The sequence below is a fragment of the Streptomonospora alba genome, from assembly GCF_000826685.1.
Lineage (GTDB): Bacteria > Actinomycetota > Actinomycetes > Streptosporangiales > Streptosporangiaceae > Streptomonospora > Streptomonospora alba.
Genome location: NZ_JROO01000012.1, coordinates 13,856 through 29,507, shown reverse-complemented (window position 1 = coordinate 29,507; position 15,652 = coordinate 13,856). Strand labels below are relative to the sequence as shown.

15 protein-coding genes are annotated in these 15,652 nt (G+C 72.4%); 11 read left to right on the top strand and 4 right to left on the bottom strand.

All coding sequences use genetic code 11. The features are described from left to right. Nucleotides 1-34: 34 nt before the first annotated feature. On the top strand, nt 35-1,051 hold the full coding sequence (locus LP52_RS07700) for an NAD-dependent epimerase/dehydratase family protein (RefSeq protein ID WP_084723001.1): 1,017 nt from the start codon (nt 35-37) through the stop codon (nt 1,049-1,051). 62 nt (nt 1,052-1,113) lie between these two features. Here the strand turns inward: LP52_RS07700 and LP52_RS07695 are convergent, their stop codons facing one another. Next, the gene (locus LP52_RS07695; RefSeq protein WP_084723000.1) at nt 1,114-2,028 is read right to left on the bottom strand and encodes an HAD family hydrolase; all 915 of its coding nucleotides are present in this window, start codon (nt 2,026-2,028) and stop codon (nt 1,114-1,116) included. 186 nt (nt 2,029-2,214) lie between these two features. Between LP52_RS07695 and LP52_RS07690 the strand changes: the two genes are divergently transcribed. From LP52_RS07690 to LP52_RS07650, 9 genes are all read left to right on the top strand, one after another. Beyond that, nucleotides 2,215-3,459, top strand: a complete 1,245-nt coding sequence (locus tag LP52_RS07690) for a putative quinol monooxygenase (RefSeq protein WP_040271975.1) — start codon at nt 2,215-2,217, stop codon at nt 3,457-3,459. Between the two features lie 250 nt (nt 3,460-3,709). After that, the gene (locus tag LP52_RS07685) at nt 3,710-4,408 is read left to right on the top strand and encodes an LmeA family phospholipid-binding protein (RefSeq protein WP_040271973.1); all 699 of its coding nucleotides are present in this window, start codon (nt 3,710-3,712) and stop codon (nt 4,406-4,408) included. A gap of 193 nt (nt 4,409-4,601) precedes the next feature. Beyond that, a complete protein-coding gene (locus LP52_RS07680) occupies nt 4,602-4,961 on the top strand; it encodes a TlpA family protein disulfide reductase (RefSeq protein WP_084723006.1) in 360 nt (119 codons plus the stop codon). 281 nt (nt 4,962-5,242) lie between these two features. After that, nucleotides 5,243-5,665: a DUF4395 domain-containing protein gene (locus LP52_RS07675; RefSeq protein WP_040271971.1), complete on the top strand. Its 423-nt coding sequence runs from the start codon at nt 5,243-5,245 to the stop codon at nt 5,663-5,665. A 72-nt stretch (nt 5,666-5,737) separates the two neighbouring features. After that, complete coding sequence (locus tag LP52_RS07670; RefSeq protein ID WP_040271970.1) at nt 5,738-6,577, top strand: sulfurtransferase; 840 nt, start codon at nt 5,738-5,740, stop codon at nt 6,575-6,577. A 60-nt stretch (nt 6,578-6,637) separates the two neighbouring features. Further along, the gene (locus LP52_RS07665; RefSeq protein WP_040271968.1) at nt 6,638-6,946 is read left to right on the top strand and encodes a DUF1416 domain-containing protein; all 309 of its coding nucleotides are present in this window, start codon (nt 6,638-6,640) and stop codon (nt 6,944-6,946) included. Between the two features lie 261 nt (nt 6,947-7,207). Continuing rightward, a complete protein-coding gene (locus tag LP52_RS07660; protein WP_052809577.1) occupies nt 7,208-9,211 on the top strand; it encodes a hypothetical protein in 2,004 nt (667 codons plus the stop codon). Between the two features lie 194 nt (nt 9,212-9,405). Further along, complete coding sequence (locus LP52_RS07655; RefSeq protein WP_040271965.1) at nt 9,406-10,662, top strand: MurT ligase domain-containing protein; 1,257 nt, start codon at nt 9,406-9,408, stop codon at nt 10,660-10,662. A gap of 18 nt (nt 10,663-10,680) precedes the next feature. Further along, nucleotides 10,681-11,391, top strand: coding sequence for a type 1 glutamine amidotransferase (locus LP52_RS07650; protein ID WP_040271963.1), 711 nt, complete (start codon nt 10,681-10,683; stop codon nt 11,389-11,391). A gap of 79 nt (nt 11,392-11,470) precedes the next feature. On the opposite strand, the gene LP52_RS07645 is transcribed toward LP52_RS07650, so the two are convergent. The 3 genes from LP52_RS07645 to LP52_RS07635 all read right to left on the bottom strand — a co-directional run bounded on the left by LP52_RS07645 (nt 11,471) and on the right by LP52_RS07635 (nt 14,531). Further along, nucleotides 11,471-12,238 (bottom strand): GIDE domain-containing protein, encoded by a 768-nt coding sequence (locus LP52_RS07645; RefSeq protein WP_169775353.1) that lies wholly within the window; start codon nt 12,236-12,238, stop codon nt 11,471-11,473. 291 nt (nt 12,239-12,529) lie between these two features. Next, entirely contained in the window at nt 12,530-13,558 is a 1,029-nt protein-coding gene (gene ygfZ / locus LP52_RS07640; protein WP_040271961.1) for a CAF17-like 4Fe-4S cluster assembly/insertion protein YgfZ, read from the bottom strand. Between the two features lie 445 nt (nt 13,559-14,003). Beyond that, nucleotides 14,004-14,531: a nitrobindin family protein gene (locus LP52_RS07635; protein WP_040271960.1), complete on the bottom strand. Its 528-nt coding sequence runs from the start codon at nt 14,529-14,531 to the stop codon at nt 14,004-14,006. Nucleotides 14,532-14,810: 279 nt separating this feature from the next. Here LP52_RS07635 and LP52_RS07630 point away from each other — a divergent pair, with 279 nt between their 5' ends. After that, the gene (locus LP52_RS07630; protein ID WP_040271959.1) at nt 14,811-15,599 is read left to right on the top strand and encodes a GIDE domain-containing protein; all 789 of its coding nucleotides are present in this window, start codon (nt 14,811-14,813) and stop codon (nt 15,597-15,599) included. The last annotated feature ends 53 nt before the right edge of the window (nt 15,600-15,652 follow it).

Below are 15,652 nucleotides of genomic sequence, written 5' to 3'. Positions count from 1 at the left end.
CAGGTTTCACCCCCCGATTCGTGGAGGCGTGTTGATGGGCCGCGTTGTACTCGTAACCGGAGTCTCCCGCGATCTGGGGGGCCGCGTAGCCGAGGCCGTGGCGGCCGAGCCCGGCGTCGACCGGGTGGTCGGCGTCGACGCCGCACCCCCGCGCCACCCGCTCGGCGGGGCCGAGTACGTGTCCGCGGACCTGCACGGCGGCAGTCTGGCGCAGACCGTCGCCGATTCCGGTGCCGACACCGTGCTGCACCTGGGCCTGACCCCGTCCGGAGGCTCCTCCGGCGGGCGGGCCGCGGCGGACAACGGCAACATCCTGGGCACCATGCAGCTGCTGGACGGATGCCAGCGCTCCGCCGCCGTATCGCGCCTGGTGGTGCGCTCCAGCGCCGCTGTCTACGGCGAGTCGGGCCGCGAGCAGGCGCTGTGCACCGAAGAGCGCGAGGCGCGCAGCCTGCCGCGCTCGGCCTATGCGCACAACGCCGCCGAGGTCGAGGAGCACACCGGGGCCCTGGCGCGTCGCCGCCCCGAGGTCTCGGTGGCCGTTCTGCGCTTCGCCAGCTTCATCGGTCCGTCGATCGATACCCCGCTGACCCGCTACTTCGGGCTGCGTCTGGTGCCGACGGTGCGCGGCTACGACCCGAACATGCAGTTCATCCACGAGGACGACGGCGTGGAGGCGGTGCGCCGGATGGCCCTGAGCGGCAGCGACGGCGTGTTCAACGTGGCCGGATCGGGCTCTCTGCCGCTGTCGCAGTGCCTGCGGCGCGTGGGCCGCCGACGTTTCGCGATGCCCGAGCGAGGGCTGCGCATGCTCGGCGGGATCGCCCGGCGCGGCAAGCTCGACTACTCGCCCGACCAGTTGCGGCTGCTCTGCTCGGACCGTGTCGTGGACTTCAGCAAGCTGGAGCGCGAACTGGGCTGGTCGCCCGCCTACAGTTCGCAGGAGGCGTTCGAGGCCTACCTGAACGAGCGCTTCGACGGGCACCGCGAGCACCGCGCGGCACCGCCGCGCGGCCGTCCGCACCGGCCCCGGGCGGCGCTGGGCGCCTGAGCGCAGCCGGTTTCCGCCGCCCGCACGGCCCGTCGCACCGATCCACGCGGCTCACGACCGACTCAGCGGTGTGTGCGGCGGCGCAGCACGCCTACCGTCACACCGCCCGCGACAGCCCCTGCCACGGCCGCGGGTACGCCGACCCGGAGCGCGGTGCGGTGGGTGCGGAACTCGTGCAGCGGCCAGCCGCGGGCGAGGGCGTGATCGCGCAGCGCGTCGTCGGGGTTGACGGCGTTGGGACGCCCTACGGCGTGCAGCAGCGGAAGGTCGTTGCTGGAGTCGCTGTAGGCGGTGCAGTCGGCCAGGTCCACACCTTCGCGGCGGGTCAGCGCCTCCACGGCCGCGGCCTTGGCCGGGCCGTGCAGCAGGTCGCCGACCAGGCGGCCGGTGTAGACGCCGTCGACGGTCTCGGCCACCGTGCCCAGGGCGCCGTCGAGCCCGAGCCGGCGCTTGATGATGTCGGCCAGTTCCACGGGCGTGGCGGTGACGAGCCAGACGCGTTCACCCGCCATGAGGTGGCGTTCGACGAGCCGCCGGGCGCCTTCCCAGATGCGGTCGGACATCGTGTCGTCGTAGATCCCCTCGCACAGGTCGACGAGGTCGTCGACGCCGTGACCGGCGACGAAGGCGAGCGCGGCCTCGCGTGCGGCGTTGATCTGCTGGGGCTGCTCGGTTCCGCTGACGCGGAAGAGCATCTGTCCCCAGGCGAAGCGGAGCAGGTCGCGGGTGGTGAACAGGTCGCGCGAGGCCAGGCCGCGCGCGAAGTGGTAGATGGACGCGCCGCGCATGAGGGTGTTGTCGACGTCGAAGAACGCGATGGGAGCGCCGGTGCGTTCGGCGTCGGTGGGTGCGCCCGCCGGTAGCGGCACGCTCGGCGCGCCGTCGCCGGCGTCGCGTCGCGATTCGGCACTGGCCGCCGACGCTTCCCCTGCCAGGGCGGCGCGGCCGCGGTCGGATCGACGGAGATTGCGCCACATGTCTTCGAGCCTACGGCTTCCGCACGCACCGCCGGGCGACGTGGCGGGGACCGCGCTCTGTCCGGTGAGGTAACTCACAAGTCAAACGACTGATTCCGTTCAAATACTGGTGAGTAGGGCAAAACGGGCAGAGAATCGCTCATCCGGATTCACCACCGGCCCCGTGCGTGCACCATGATTGGCGGGATGGTCGAGGTTGGACTGGCATTCGTCTGCGCCTTGGTGGCATGGAGCGCCACCGCGGCGCTGATCGCTCGCGGTATCAGGAGCCCGGGCCTCCACAGTGCTGCCTGGGGCGCTTCGGTGATGGTGGTCGCGATCGCGCTCAGCGCAGCCTTCCCCGGAGCGCTGCTCGGCTTCTCCGGGGCGACGTTCCGCACGCTGCAGATCGGGCTCGGGCTTCTGGGGCCGCTGCTGGCCGCCTGGGGCGCCGTGGAGTACGCGATCGAGTCGCCGCGCGCACGCTTCGGCGTCCGCCTGGTGGTGACCACCCTGGGCGTCGTGCCGTTCGTCGTACTCACGATGGACCGGCTGCGCGGCAGTTTCGACAACACCTACCCCGTCATGCGCGAGCACTACGACACCATCCCCGCGATCGCTCTGGCGATGGTGCACATCTTCGCTGCGGCGGCCCTCATCGCTTGCGCGGTCGCCGTGGCGCGTCGGACGGGTGCTCGCCCCCGGATCTCCCGGCACGAGTTGTCGGTCCTGGGGCTGATCGCGCTCGCGGTGCTGCTGGAGATCCTCGTAAGCCGCTTCGGGCTGGGTATTCTCGGCCAGCTGCTGATGCCGGGCGCGATCGCGGCTCTGTGGGTGGGTTTCCTACGGGCCGACGACCCCCCGCGCGAGCGCCCGAACCGCCGTGCCCGCGGCCGCTCCCGGGCGGCCCGCACCGACCGCGGCGACGAGAGCGGCGAGAGCGGCGACTTCGCCGACGACGATGAGGAGGACGCTGTGTGGGGCAGGCGCCGACGGCGCGACCGCGACCTCGACCGCGGCGACTACGACGATTACGGCGATTACGACGACTACGGCTACGACGAGGCCGGCCCCGGTGGCGGCGCTGCGGCGACGGGGCCGTCGGCGGCGCGCCAGCAGCCCTTGCTGGGCGTCATCACCATCTACACGCTCGCCGAAGGGCGCGCCGACGCCTTCGACGACGCCGCCGACGACGTCGTCGACGAGGTGGCCCGCAACGAGCCCGACACACTGCTCTTCGCCTGCCACACTGTGTCCAGCGCACCCCTGCAGCGCATCGTCTACGCCATCTACCGCGACGAGCTGGCGATGGAGGAGCACGAGCAGCAGCCGCATGTGCTGGAGTTCGGCAGGCGCAGCTCCGCGGCGGTCGTCGCCACCAACGTGATCGAGCTTTCCCTCTCGGGGGCGTCGGCCACCGACAACCTAGCCAGCATGCTCATGTCGCGCTAACCTCGTCGTCGGTGCGCGCCGGTTCCGCCGATCGCTCCCCCCCGCGAGGGTCCGGTCCGCGCCCCTGGGTGCTTTGTCAGAGTTCGCTGGGAGATCCCCCTGGACCCCGAAGTGACGGAACGTGTGAAGTACCCTTCGTGCAAGTACTGAGCTTTGGGCGCCCTCCGACGCCGCCGCCGTGGCGTGCCCGCCGGCCGGAAGTCGGAGCCGGGCGGGGCGCCGGACCCAACAGGAGCGTGCTGGTAGCCCGATGCGTAAGTTCCTCGTTTTTGTGATCTTCGTGCTGATCGTGGTCGCCGTGGCGGACCGCGGACTGCACTATGCGGCCGAGAGCGAGATCGCCTCGCGTGTCGAGCAGCAGTACGAGATGACGTCCGAACCGGAGGTCACCATCGGCGGCTTCCCCTTCCTCAACCAGGCCATCAGCGGTGAGTACGGCCAGATCCGGATCGTCACCGGCGCCGTCGTCGTCGACGACGTCCAGCTCGACCGCGTCGACGTCACCGCGCGCGACGTCCAGGCGCCCCTGTCGGATCTGATGACCCAGCCCAGCGTGGTCGCGGACACGGCCGAGGCCAAGGTCCTGCTGCCGTACAGCGAGCTGCAGAAGCGCCTGCCCGAGGGCATCGTGATCGAGAACGAGGACGGCCAGCCGCGCATGTCGGGGGACCTGGCCCTGGGCCAGTACAGCACGCCGGTCACGGCCGATCTCAAGGTCGCGGTCGACGAGGGTTCGATCGTGGTCACCCCCGCCGACATCGAGGTCGGCCAGAGCCAGCTCGGCGGCGCGGATCTGGCCGAGGGCCTGCTGACCCTGCAGGTGCCCGTTCCCGAGATGCCCTTCGGCCTGGAGGTCCAGGGCATCGAGGCGCTGCCCAACGGGGTCGAGGTCAACGCCGAGGCGAGCGACGTCCAGCTCGTCGGCGGCTCCTCCCCGGCACAGGGGTAGCCTCGTGGACGCGGGCGCAGTGGGCACCGAGACGCTCGCCGGCGTCGCCGCCCTGGTGGCGGTGCTGGTCGCGGGAACGGTGTTCGGACTCCTGCGGCGCCGCCTCGACGGCCGTTTCCGCGCGGTCGGCGGTGCCCGCCGCAGGCGCCCGCTGCCGACGGCGCAGCAGTCGCCAGGGGAGGAGGCAGCCGGCATGGACGCACAGCACGACGGCGCCGCCGCGGCCGCCGCACACGGGCGCCCGCAGGAGATCACAGGCCAGGACCTGGGCACCGGACTGGGCGAGCGCGCGACGCTGGTGCAGTTCTCCACCGCCTTCTGCCAGCCCTGCCGCGCGACCCGGCGCATCCTCGCCGAGGTGAGCGGCATGGTCGACGGTGTGAACCATGTCGAGATCGACGCGGAGTCGCATCTGGAACTGGTGCGCCGACTCGATGTCATGCGTACGCCCACCGTCCTGGTGCTCGACTCCGCCGGGCGCATCACCCGGCGGGCAGCGGGCCAGCCCCGCAAGGCCGACGTCATCGCCGCCCTGGGCGCGGCCGTCGCCTAGCCGGGCACGTCCCGTTCCTCCTGGGCGGCCCTGTGAACGGGCCCACCGTGACATCGGCCTGCGCACCCCGTATCATCGAAGGCGTGAGTTCTCCGACAGAGCCGTTTCTGACCAAGCGCCGCGCCGTGGACTTCTGCCACGTCGCCACCGCGCTCTGTCGTGCTGTCAGCTAGAGCCGACCGCCCCGGGGACTGATCCCGGCCCGCCGTTCGGCTGCGCGATCCGGCCCTCGGCCGCCCCTCGTCTCCGCAAGCAGCACTCACCCGGGTGGGAACTCCACGATGCAGGTCGACCCGCGAGGTCAACGCTTCGCCGCCGTCATCACCACCGCGGTCCTCGCGATCGTGCTGGTCACCGGCAGCGCATGGCTCCTCGCCTTCCAGGCGCTGGTCTTCGCCGTCGCTGTCGCCGCCGGTGTGCGGCGCTCGCCCTACGGCCTGCTCTTCGCCTGGTTGATCCGCCCTCGCCTGGGACCGCCGCAGGAGACCGAGGAATCCGCCCCGCCGCGCTTCGCTCAGGCGGTCGGGCTGGCGTTCGCCCTGCTCGGCCTGGTCGGCTACCTCGCGGTAGGCACCTGGCTGGGAGTCGCCGCCACCGCGTTCGCGCTTCTGGCCGCTTTCCTCAACGCCGCCTTCGGCTTGTGCCTGGGCTGTGAGATGTATCTGATGATGCGCCGGCTGACCCCGGTGGGCCGCACCCCGTGAGGGCGCTCGGCACCCCGCCGACCGCCTTCGCGGCGACATGCACGATCGACCGATGAATCAAGGAGGTTCCCCATGAGCCGCTCCGACGTCCTCGTGGACGCCGACTGGGTGGAGGCTCACCTCGACGACCCGAACGTCGTCCTCGTCGAAGTGGACGAGGACACGTCGGCCTACGACAAGGGCCACATCCGCAACGCCGTCAAGCTCGACTGGAAGACCGAACTGCAGGACCCGGTCCGCCGGGACTTCGTGGACCGCACCGGCTTCGAGAAGCTCCTCTCGGAGAAGGGCATCTCCAACGACGACACCGTCATCCTCTACGGCGGCAACAACAACTGGTTCGCGGCCTACGCCTACTGGTACTTCCGCCTCTACGGTCACCAGAGCGTCAAGCTGCTCGACGGCGGCCGCAAGAAGTGGGAGCTGGACTCCCGCGAGCTGGTCGAGGAGGTGCCCGAGCGCGCCAAGACCTCCTACAGCGCCAAGGAGCAGGACACCTCGATCCGCGCCTTCCGCGAGGAGGTCGTCGACTCCATCGGCAAGAAGGACCTGGTCGACGTGCGCTCGCCCGACGAGTTCGTCGGCAAGCTGCTGGCGCCGGCGCACCTGCCGCAGGAGACCGCGCAGCGGGCCGGGCACATTCCCACCGCGCGCAACATTCCCTGGTCCAAGACCGCCAACGACGACGGCACCTTCAAGAGCGACGAGGAGCTGCGCCGGCTCTACACCGAGGCCGGCGTGGACCTGGACAAGGACATCATCGCCTACTGCCGAATCGGCGAGCGTTCGTCGCACACCTGGTTCGCGCTGCACGAGCTGCTGGGCCTGGAGAACGTGAAGAACTACGACGGCTCCTGGACCGAGTACGGCTCGCTGGTCGGCGTTCCGGTGGAGCTGGGCGAGGCCAAGTGACCGACGTCCCGTCCGCGGCCGTGCGGCGGCCCGAAGGGCACTGAGCGAGGAGGACACGCAGTGAGCGACAACGGATGCGGCGCGCCGGTCGGGGGCGTCGCCCTGGCCGATGCCGACGCCGGTGACCAGGCGGTGATCCAGGGCGTCGTGCGGCGCGACGGCGTGCCGCTCAGCGGCGCCTACGCACGCCTGCTGAACAGCTCCGACGACTTCGTCGGCGAGGTGGCGACCGGCGAGGAGGGCACGTTCCGCTTCTTCGCCGCGGACGGCGCCTGGAAGGTCAAGGTGCTGGCCTCCAAGGGCTTCAGCGCCGAGTACGCGGTCGACGCCGAGACGGGCAAGGTGATCGACCTCCAGGTCGACGCCTGAGCACGGTCGCGACAGGACAGCCGCGCGGACGCCGGTGCGGGCGGGGGCACACCCCGCCGGCACCGGCGTCCGGCTTTTGCGTTCGGGGCCTTTCCGTGCCGGCGCCGGCGCAGTACTGCCGTGCACCGCCGTCGCGTTTCGCGGCCGGGTCGTGACAACACGGAGACCTGCTGCCAACATCTGCGGTATTCTCCGCACGATCTCCGCATACCGCGCGATGCCGACCCGGCCGCCCCGACGCCGGGCAGGAGGTGCTTCGAGGTGGCCGATCCCCCATCGGGAGTCCATCCGAGTCCGACGTATCTCGGGTGGCGCTACGAGGTGCCGGCTCCCGATCCCGGGCCGCCGCCGCAGCGCCCCTCGCCCGGCGACCGGATCGCCCTCAGCCCCGAGTGGATCTCTGCGCAGCGGGAGAACGAAGCCCGCACCCACCGTCCGCTCTATGTCGCATTGGCGGTCCTGGGCGCCCTCGCGCTGCTGTGCGTGCCGCTGTGGCCGCTGCGTGTGCTGCCCGGACCCGTCGTCTTCGGTTCCTGGATGGCGTGCGCGGCCGTGGCCCTGCCCATAGCCGTCGCCCTGCTCCAGGGCCGCCGCGTCACGCGCGAGCGGCTGCGCGCCGAGGAACGCCGCCTGGAGTCCGAGCGGTCCGCCCGCGAACGCGACCTCCGCGAGCGTCAGGAGGAGCACGCCCGCGCTTACGACGAGTGGCAGACCCGCAAACGCGCCTACGAGGCCCAGCCACGCTGGTACGGCGTGCGCCCGCCCGAGGGCGCACAGGCCGTCGCCGTGGTCGGCGGCGAGGACGCCGGGTGGTCGGCGCTGGTGACCACCGTGGGGGCCTCGGTGCTGCGCGTCGGCGGAGACCTCACCGTCCTCGACCTGTCCGGCCGCGGCACCGCCGCCGAGCTGTGCGCGCTGGTCAAGCGTTCGGCCGTGGTCCCCCGCGTATGGGTGCTGCCGGCCGACCTGCAGCGGATGAACCTGGGCACCAACCTCGGCGCCGACCAGCGCGCCCGCATCCTCGCCTCGCTGGCCTCCGCAGCCGACGCCGACGCCGACATCGACGCAGACGAGACCCTGCTTCTGCGGCTGCTGGAGGTGCTGGGGCCGCAGAGCGGCGTCGCCACGCTGCTCGGCGGGCTGCGGGTGCTGAGCACGCCGCCCGACGACCCCGGAGGCGACGCCGATCCCGCGCTGGGCCTGGTTCCGGCCGACCGGCGGGCCGAGCTGCGCGCCCGCTGCGGGAGCGATCGGGGTGTGCGCGAGCGCGCGTGGGAGCTGGAGCGGCACCTGGCCCCCTTCGAGGGCGTCGGCCGCCGCGCCGGGGAGGAGCCCTACGCCCAGGTCAAGGTCATCGCCACCGACCGCACGCTGGGCGAGGTTTCCGCACGGGCCTACGGCACCTACACCGTGGCGGCGCTGAGTGAGCTGCTGGAGCTGCGCGCCGCCCGCGCGCAGGCGCCCGCACGCCCCTGGCAGCACACGATCGTGGTGGCGGGCGCCGAGGCGCTGCCCCCACACGATCTGGACCGCCTCGGCGAGACGGCCTCGGCCGCCGGCGCAGGGATGGTGCTGCTGTTCCGCGAGGTCCCCGAGGACGCCGAACACTGGCTGCGCGGCGCGGGGCGCCTTCCCGTGATCATGCGCCAGCCCACCGCGGCGGCGGCGGCGCGGATGCTGCCGGTGCTGCTGGGGCCCGGCGGCGCGCAGGAGGCGCAGGCCGGTCCGCGGGGAGCGCCGGTGTTGCGGATGCACCGGCTGACCGAGGTCATCGGCGAAGCGCTGCGCGAATCCGTGGCCGACGGCTACGTCGGCGACACCGCCGAGGACGTCACTGCGCCGGTGTCCATGCGCAACGCGGCGGCGTCCCTGGCCCCGCTGGATCTGGCCCGCCACATCCGCACCGCCACCACATGGGGGCGCACCACCGCTCAGGCGGCGGGGATCGGCGGCGAGGCGTCCGGCGAGCAGGAGCGTGCCGAGGACGTGCTCAGCGACCACCGCGCCGACGTGCACGGGCTGCGCACGCTGCCGCCGACCGCCATGGTGCTGCCCGGCGCCGAAGGTCCCGTGCTCGCCGACGCCAACCCCGGCATCCTTACCCTGCCCACGGCCACGCTCAGCACCGTCGACGACGTCCCCGAGGCGGCGTCCGCCGCCGAGGCGCCCGCCCAACCGCGCGGCGCGGCGGCGCAGGAGGAGCCTCCGCCCAACCTGGGCCCGCCTCCCGAACGGCTCGACTGGCGCACGGCCGACAAGGGGTAGCGCGCGTCCGACGGGCCGCCGGACGCGCGCGCTGCGGTCGCGGCGCGGGGGAGCCGCTCCGGTAGCCTGGCCGCCTCACCCCCGTCCGGCGCGCTCCGGCGGATCCGCGCGGTCCGGACAGGGCAATAGTCTGGGTTGCACCGCCTGGCGCCCAGGCGCATCGCACTCTCTCTCATTCGAACGTTGTGGGGATCATGAGCGAACTTCCCTTGCGTGCCCAACTGGCCGCGGTCGTGGGTAAGGGCGCGGCCTCGCTCTCCCGGGCGACCGGGCGCGGCGACGGCTCCGTCATCGGCGGAAAGGTCGCGCTCAAGGTCGAACCCGACCTGCTCGCCCAGCTGTCACGCGGCCGACGGATCGCCCTGGTCAGCGCGACCAACGGCAAAACCACGACGACGCGCCTGATCGCGTCGGCGCTGCAGGAGCTCGGCCCCGTCGCCACCAACGAGCACGGCGCCAACATGCCCACCGGCCACATCACCGCCCTGGCCAACCAGCCCGACGCCCGCGAGGCCGTGCTGGAGGTCGACGAGAAGTACCTGCCGCGGGTGCTGGAGGCCACGAACGCGGCGGTGGTCGTGCTGATGAACCTGAGTCGCGACCAGATGGACCGCGCCTCGGAGATCAACCTGCTGGCGAAGAAGTGGCGCGATGCGCTGGGCCGCACCCAGGCCCACGTCGTCGCCAACGCCGACGACCCCCTGGTGGCCTGGGCCGGGCTGGGCGCCAACTACGCCACATGGGTCTCGGCCGGCCAGCGCTGGAAGGAGGACTCCTGGTGCTGCCCGGAGTGCGGAGGCCACCTCAAGCGCGATCCCGACCCGCACTGGGAGTGCCCGGAGTGCGGCATGCGCCGCCCCGACGCCACCTGGTCGGTCGACAACGAGAACGACAGCGTGGTCGACCCCGGCGAGCAGCGCTGGCCACTGCGGATGAGCCTGCCCGGTGACGCCAACCGCGCCAACGCGGCGATCGCGATGGCCACCGCGGCGGCCTACGGGATCCCGGCCGCCCAGTCCCTGCCGCGCCTGCAGGAGATCCGCTCGGTCGCCGGGCGCTACACCTCGGTCGTCACCGACGGCGTCGAGGTCCGCCTGCTGCTGGCCAAGAACCCCGCCGGCTGGCTGGAGTCCTTCTCCGTGCTGGACCCGCCGCGGGTGCCGGTGATCCTCTCGGTCAACGCGCAGATCCCCGACGGCAAGGACACCTCCTGGCTGTGGGACGTCGACTACTCGGTGCTGCGCGGCCGGCGGGTGTTCGTGATGGGCGAGCGGCGCACCGACCTGGCACTGCGGCTGGAGACCGACGAAGTCCCCTTCGAGGTCGCCGACCGCGTCAGCGATGTGGTCGCCAAGGTCAAGGCCGAGAGCCCCGACATCACCAAGCTGGACGTCATCGCCAACTACACGGCCTTCCAGCAGATCCGCGCCGACTACGGCCGCGTCGAGTAGGACACAGAAGGGCATCTGATGAGCGACACAAGCAGCGTTCTGCGCATCGTGTGGATCTACCCTGACCTGCTCAGCACCTACGGCGACCAGGGCAACGCGCTGATCCTGCGCCGCCGTGCCGAGCAGCGCGGCATCAGGACCGAGATCCTGCACGTCCACTCCAGCGACCCGGTTCCGGCCGAGGGCGACGTCTACCTGCTCGGCGGCGGCGAGGACCGGCCGCAGATTCTCGCGGCCAACCGGCTGCGCGCCGACGGCGGGCTCAAGCGCGCCGCCGAGCGCGGCGCGGCGGTGCTGGCGGTCTGCGCGGGCTACCAGATCGTCGGCCAGAGCTACGGCGACGACGACGACAATCCGCTGCCCGGTGTGGGGATCCTGGACATCCACAGCGGGCGCGGCGAGACCCGCGCGGTCGGCGAGATCGTCGCCGACGTCGCTCCCGAGCTGGGCGGGGGCCGCATCACCGGCTTCGAGAACCACCAGGGCCGCACCACCCTGGGGCCGACCGCCACACCGCTTTCCCGCACCGTGGCCGGCATCGGCAACGACGGGAGCACCGAGGGCGCCTACCAGGGCCAGGTGCTGGGCACCTACCTGCACGGCCCCGCCCTGCCGCGCAATCCGCAGCTGGCCGACCTGCTGCTGCGCATGCGCGTGGGCGAACTGCCCCCGCTGCCCCCGTCCTGGGGCGAGGCCCTCCACGAGGAGCGGCTGGCGGCCGCGCTGTAGTGCGGCCCACGGTGCCGGCGCCGAAGGGCGCCGTACCGGCCGACCGGCGGGCTTCCCGGGGCCGCGGCTCCGGGAAGCCTTACCCCAGCAGGAGCGCGAACACCAGCAGGACCAGCGTCACCGGCAGCGCCGTGAAGCCCAGGACCTCCTTGCCGCGGTCCTCGCGGATCAGCTCCTGCTCGGTGTGGGTGGAGATCGTCATCGGCTCGTCCTCGCCGCCCATGAGCACGACGCCGCCGTCGTCATCGCGGTGCGGGAAGGCGCGCAGGAAGATGCGCTCGCCGGGAGGGATCACCCATTCGCGGAAGGAGCAACCGGGCGTCAGCGCCGCCGGGCCGGCCACCTTCGTGCTGGCGGTGACCACGCCCCGTTCGGCGTCCTCCAAGTGGGGCGGGGAAAGCGCGTCGGTGGGCGGCACCACGCCCTCGTCGAAGCGGTCGTGCACCAGGTCGGCGTGCTCCACCTCGACCCAGTGCGGTCGGCACAGGGCGGAGCCGGTGACGTCGGTGAGCGTGAACGGCTGGTGGGAGTGCAGATCGAAGACCGGGCTCAGCTCCAGCCGATCGCCGGTCTCGTCCGAGTAGTGGTGGTGCACCACCTCGACTCGGAACCACACGCACTCGGTCTGGGAGTAAGGGGAGGTCAGCAGCCCCTCCGGGCCGGCGGCGGCCTCGGCCAGCACCTCGGCCCTGGCCGGGAGCTCCTCCATATCGGCCAGCCTGCCCAGCGGGTAGTTCGGCGTCGTCTGCAGCTTGAGCCGGTGGGAGCGCGCCTGCATGGCGCGCCACCACAGGAAGGCGCCGACGCCGACCAGGATCAGCGTGATGAGTTGGAGAGTCTCTGCCACTTCGTCCATTGAAGGTGTCCGATACGCGTCGGTGGTGAGGGAGCGGCCGGATCACCGACGGCCGAGGGCGCCGCACATCGGATCGGCGCCCGCGGCGCTCGGTGGGCCTCCCGATGGGACCATGCTCGTCCTCGAATCCGCCCACGGGGGGTGCACCGCGGGGCTCCGCTGATGGATCCGCAGCAGCAGACTAATGGATCGGGTGCCGCGTGATCACCTCGGCGCCGCAGGAGGCCGGCCGGGAGCGTATCCGCAGGCGATGCGGCCCCGGCCGCATCGGTCGGCCCCGGCCTAAGCCGGGCGGCGGCGCAGCTGGATGTTGGCGTTCGCGCCGGTGTCGGGCGACACGATGACCTCCTGGCCGGCGGCGATGCCGTCGACGGTGAACTGAGTCTCGACGGGGACGTTCCGCTTGACCAGGCCGAGCGCGATGGGGCCCAGTTCGTGGTGGCGGGCCGAGGATCCCACCGTCCCCACGGACCGGCCTTCCAGCTCGATCGCGGCGCCCCGCTCGGGGAGGCGCTCGACGCTGCCGTCGAGGTGCAGCATCACCAGGCGGCGCGGCGGGCGGCCCAGGTTGTGGACCCGCGCGACGGTCTCCTGGCCGGGGTAGCAGCCCTTCTCCAGATGGACCGCCGGACCCACCCAGCCCATCTCGTGCGGGATGGCGCGGTGGTCGGTGTCGAGGCCCAGACGGGGGCGGTGGTCGGCGATGCGCGCGGCCTCGTGCGCCTGCATGCCCGCTGCCCGGATGCCGGCGTCGGCGAGCGCGGAGGCGGCCTCGGCCAGGGATTCGGCGGGCAGGAAGAGGTCGGCTCCGGAGTCGGTGCGCCGCACCGGGATCTCGGCACCGAGATCGGGCACCAGGGACAGCGCGGCCTCGCGGTCGGGGCCGGCCAGAGTCAGCACGGCGCGCGCATCGCTGAGGTCCTCGATCTCCACCCGGAGCATGAACCGCATCGAGTCGAGGAAGGCGGCGAGATCGGCGCCGGCGCCCGGCTCGGTGTGGATCCACACGGCCTCGCCGTCCTCCAGCAGGGACAGGTGGAAGCGGATGTGGCCCTTGGTGTCGAGGATCAGCGCCTCGGTGGCGGTGCCGGGCTCGGCAGCGGCGACGTCCTGGCTGGTGAGGTCGTTCAGCCAACCGAGCCGGTCGGGCCCGCTCACCCGTACGACACTGCGGTTCCAGCGGTCGATCCAGGCGGCGCTGCGGTCCATCGCACGGCCCTCCTGCACCGGTTCGCCGTAGTGGGCGGCGACATCGGAGTCGGGCGGGGCGGCGGCGACGGCACCGGGACGCGTCAGCAACGGCGAAGTCATGCCTCCGATGGTATGCGCCCCGGCGGCCCGGTGGCCGTGTGGCACCGGCCGGAGTCGCCGCGCCCGCCGGACGTTCCGTGCCGCGCGTCACCGGAAACACGGCAAAGGGGGCAGACGGCGCAGAAAAAACGTTTGCCCCGCACTTCGCGGGCGCCGTAGTGTCGAAGTCACGCAGGAAAGGAGGTGGTCCGAACAGTGAAGACGTTTGGGACTTGCGAGGTGTCCGTCCGCTAGGGCGACACGCTGATAGCGGTTCGCTCTGGCGAATCCACTTCGGACACCCGGATCCCCGGGTCGCCGGGACTTGTCCACCCGGCGCGATTGCGCCGCACGCGGCGGAGCCACCCCGGGGATCTGTCCTTTTTCCGGGCGCCGATCGCGCCCTACTCCCCCCGCGCGCCCGCCGCCGGACGCTGCACGTCCGCGGCGCGCCCCGCTCGGCGGCTCAGTCGACTTGTTTGAGCTGTGCCGACATGAACGACCGCAGGTCGTGGCCGCGCGCCGCCATGTCCCAGGCATAGCCCAGAGTCTCGCGCTCCTCGCCGAAGAGGCCGTAGAGGCGCTTTCCGGCCGTCACCTGCTGGCCGCTCTCGGTACGCACCACCGCGTCGGTGGTCAGCTCCACGCGGCTGGCGAATACGGTGCCGAGGTAGATCTCGCTGTAGCCCTCGGGATGGCTGATCAGCGCCTCGACGTGGACCGGAGGCGTGTCCTCGGCGGACTCCCCGGCCGACGCAGGAAGGCAGCGCCAGTAACCGGACTCCGACGTCCACAGCTCGTCCAACGAACCGTCGGCGGTGAGCTTCCACACTCGGCTGCGGTAACCGAGGTAGGGTCCGCCCTCGTTGCTGAACTCGACCTCCTGGCCGAACTGGAACTCGTCCAGCTCGGCGTATCCGGCGACGCCTACCCCCTCCCAGCGGCCTATCAGGAAGGACAGCTTCTCAAGATCGCGGTGCACCTCTGACTGCATGGTCTCCGAGCGTAGCCGCTCACGGACGCCGGAGTGACACCGTGTATTCGCTCCGGATGCCGCCGGATCCAGCCGCCGTTAACGGCCCGGCCTCCCCCGTCAGGTATTACGGTGTTCACCCGCACGAGTCGCGGGGACGCGTGCGGTCGTGTGCGGCGGTCGAGAGTGCCCGCCCTCCCCTCCGAACCTGGTAAAGAAGATGCCAGTGCCGCGGCGCCGTAAGGCGACGGCAGCCGACGCGGCCTGCAACACCGACGAAGCGAAGAGAGGCGGCCTGGCATGCTGGTCATCGGGGTGGCCCTCCTGCTCGCTGCGGCGATCCTCGCGCCGCTGGCCGTCCGCTCCCTGCGCCGCTGGCGGGGCCGGCGCGCCGCCGACGAGGTGCGCCCCCGTTCCCTGGCCGAACAGGCCGGCGGCGAGGTCGCGGTCTCCGGGGTCGCGGTGGCGGGCCCCCAAGGCGCCGTCGAGTCGCGGCTGGCCCGCAGCGAGTGTGTCTGGCACGGCCACGAGGTGCTGCGCCACTACTGGTCGCTGACCGAGGACTCCGGCAGCGGCGAGCGCGTGCGGGTGCGCGCCTGCGACTCCATCGCCGACTACGGGGCCGCCGACGCCTTCGGTATCGCCGGCAGCGCCGGCGCGGCCCAGCGCACCCGGAGTCCCGTACTGGTCGATCCCGCGGACGCGGCGCTCTCCGGCGCCGATCTGTGCCTGCAGCGGGTCGTGGGTCGGCCCCAGCGCGGCGTACCGGCACCCGCCGACGACCTGCTGCCGCGGGTCAAGGGGCGGATTTCCGGCCTGTTCCGCGGGGAGACCATCGAATTCGAGTACCGCGAGTGGGTGCTCCGGCCGGGCGACCCGATCACCGTGCACGGCCGCGTGGAGCTGCGCGACGGCCACCCCGTCCTCACCGCGCCGCCGGACGGGCGGCTGCGCATCGAGCGCCGCCGCGACGGCGTCGAGCAGGAGGGAGGGGGCTCCCGCGGCGCCGTCGACGCGCTGCTCCTGAGCGGATCGACCGTGGTCTCGGCGTGCACCGGGGTCCTTCTGGTCGTCGCCGGGGCCGTCTGAGCCGCACGGGCGGCCCGACCGTCCCGCTGCGCGAGACCGCTACGCTGGCCCGC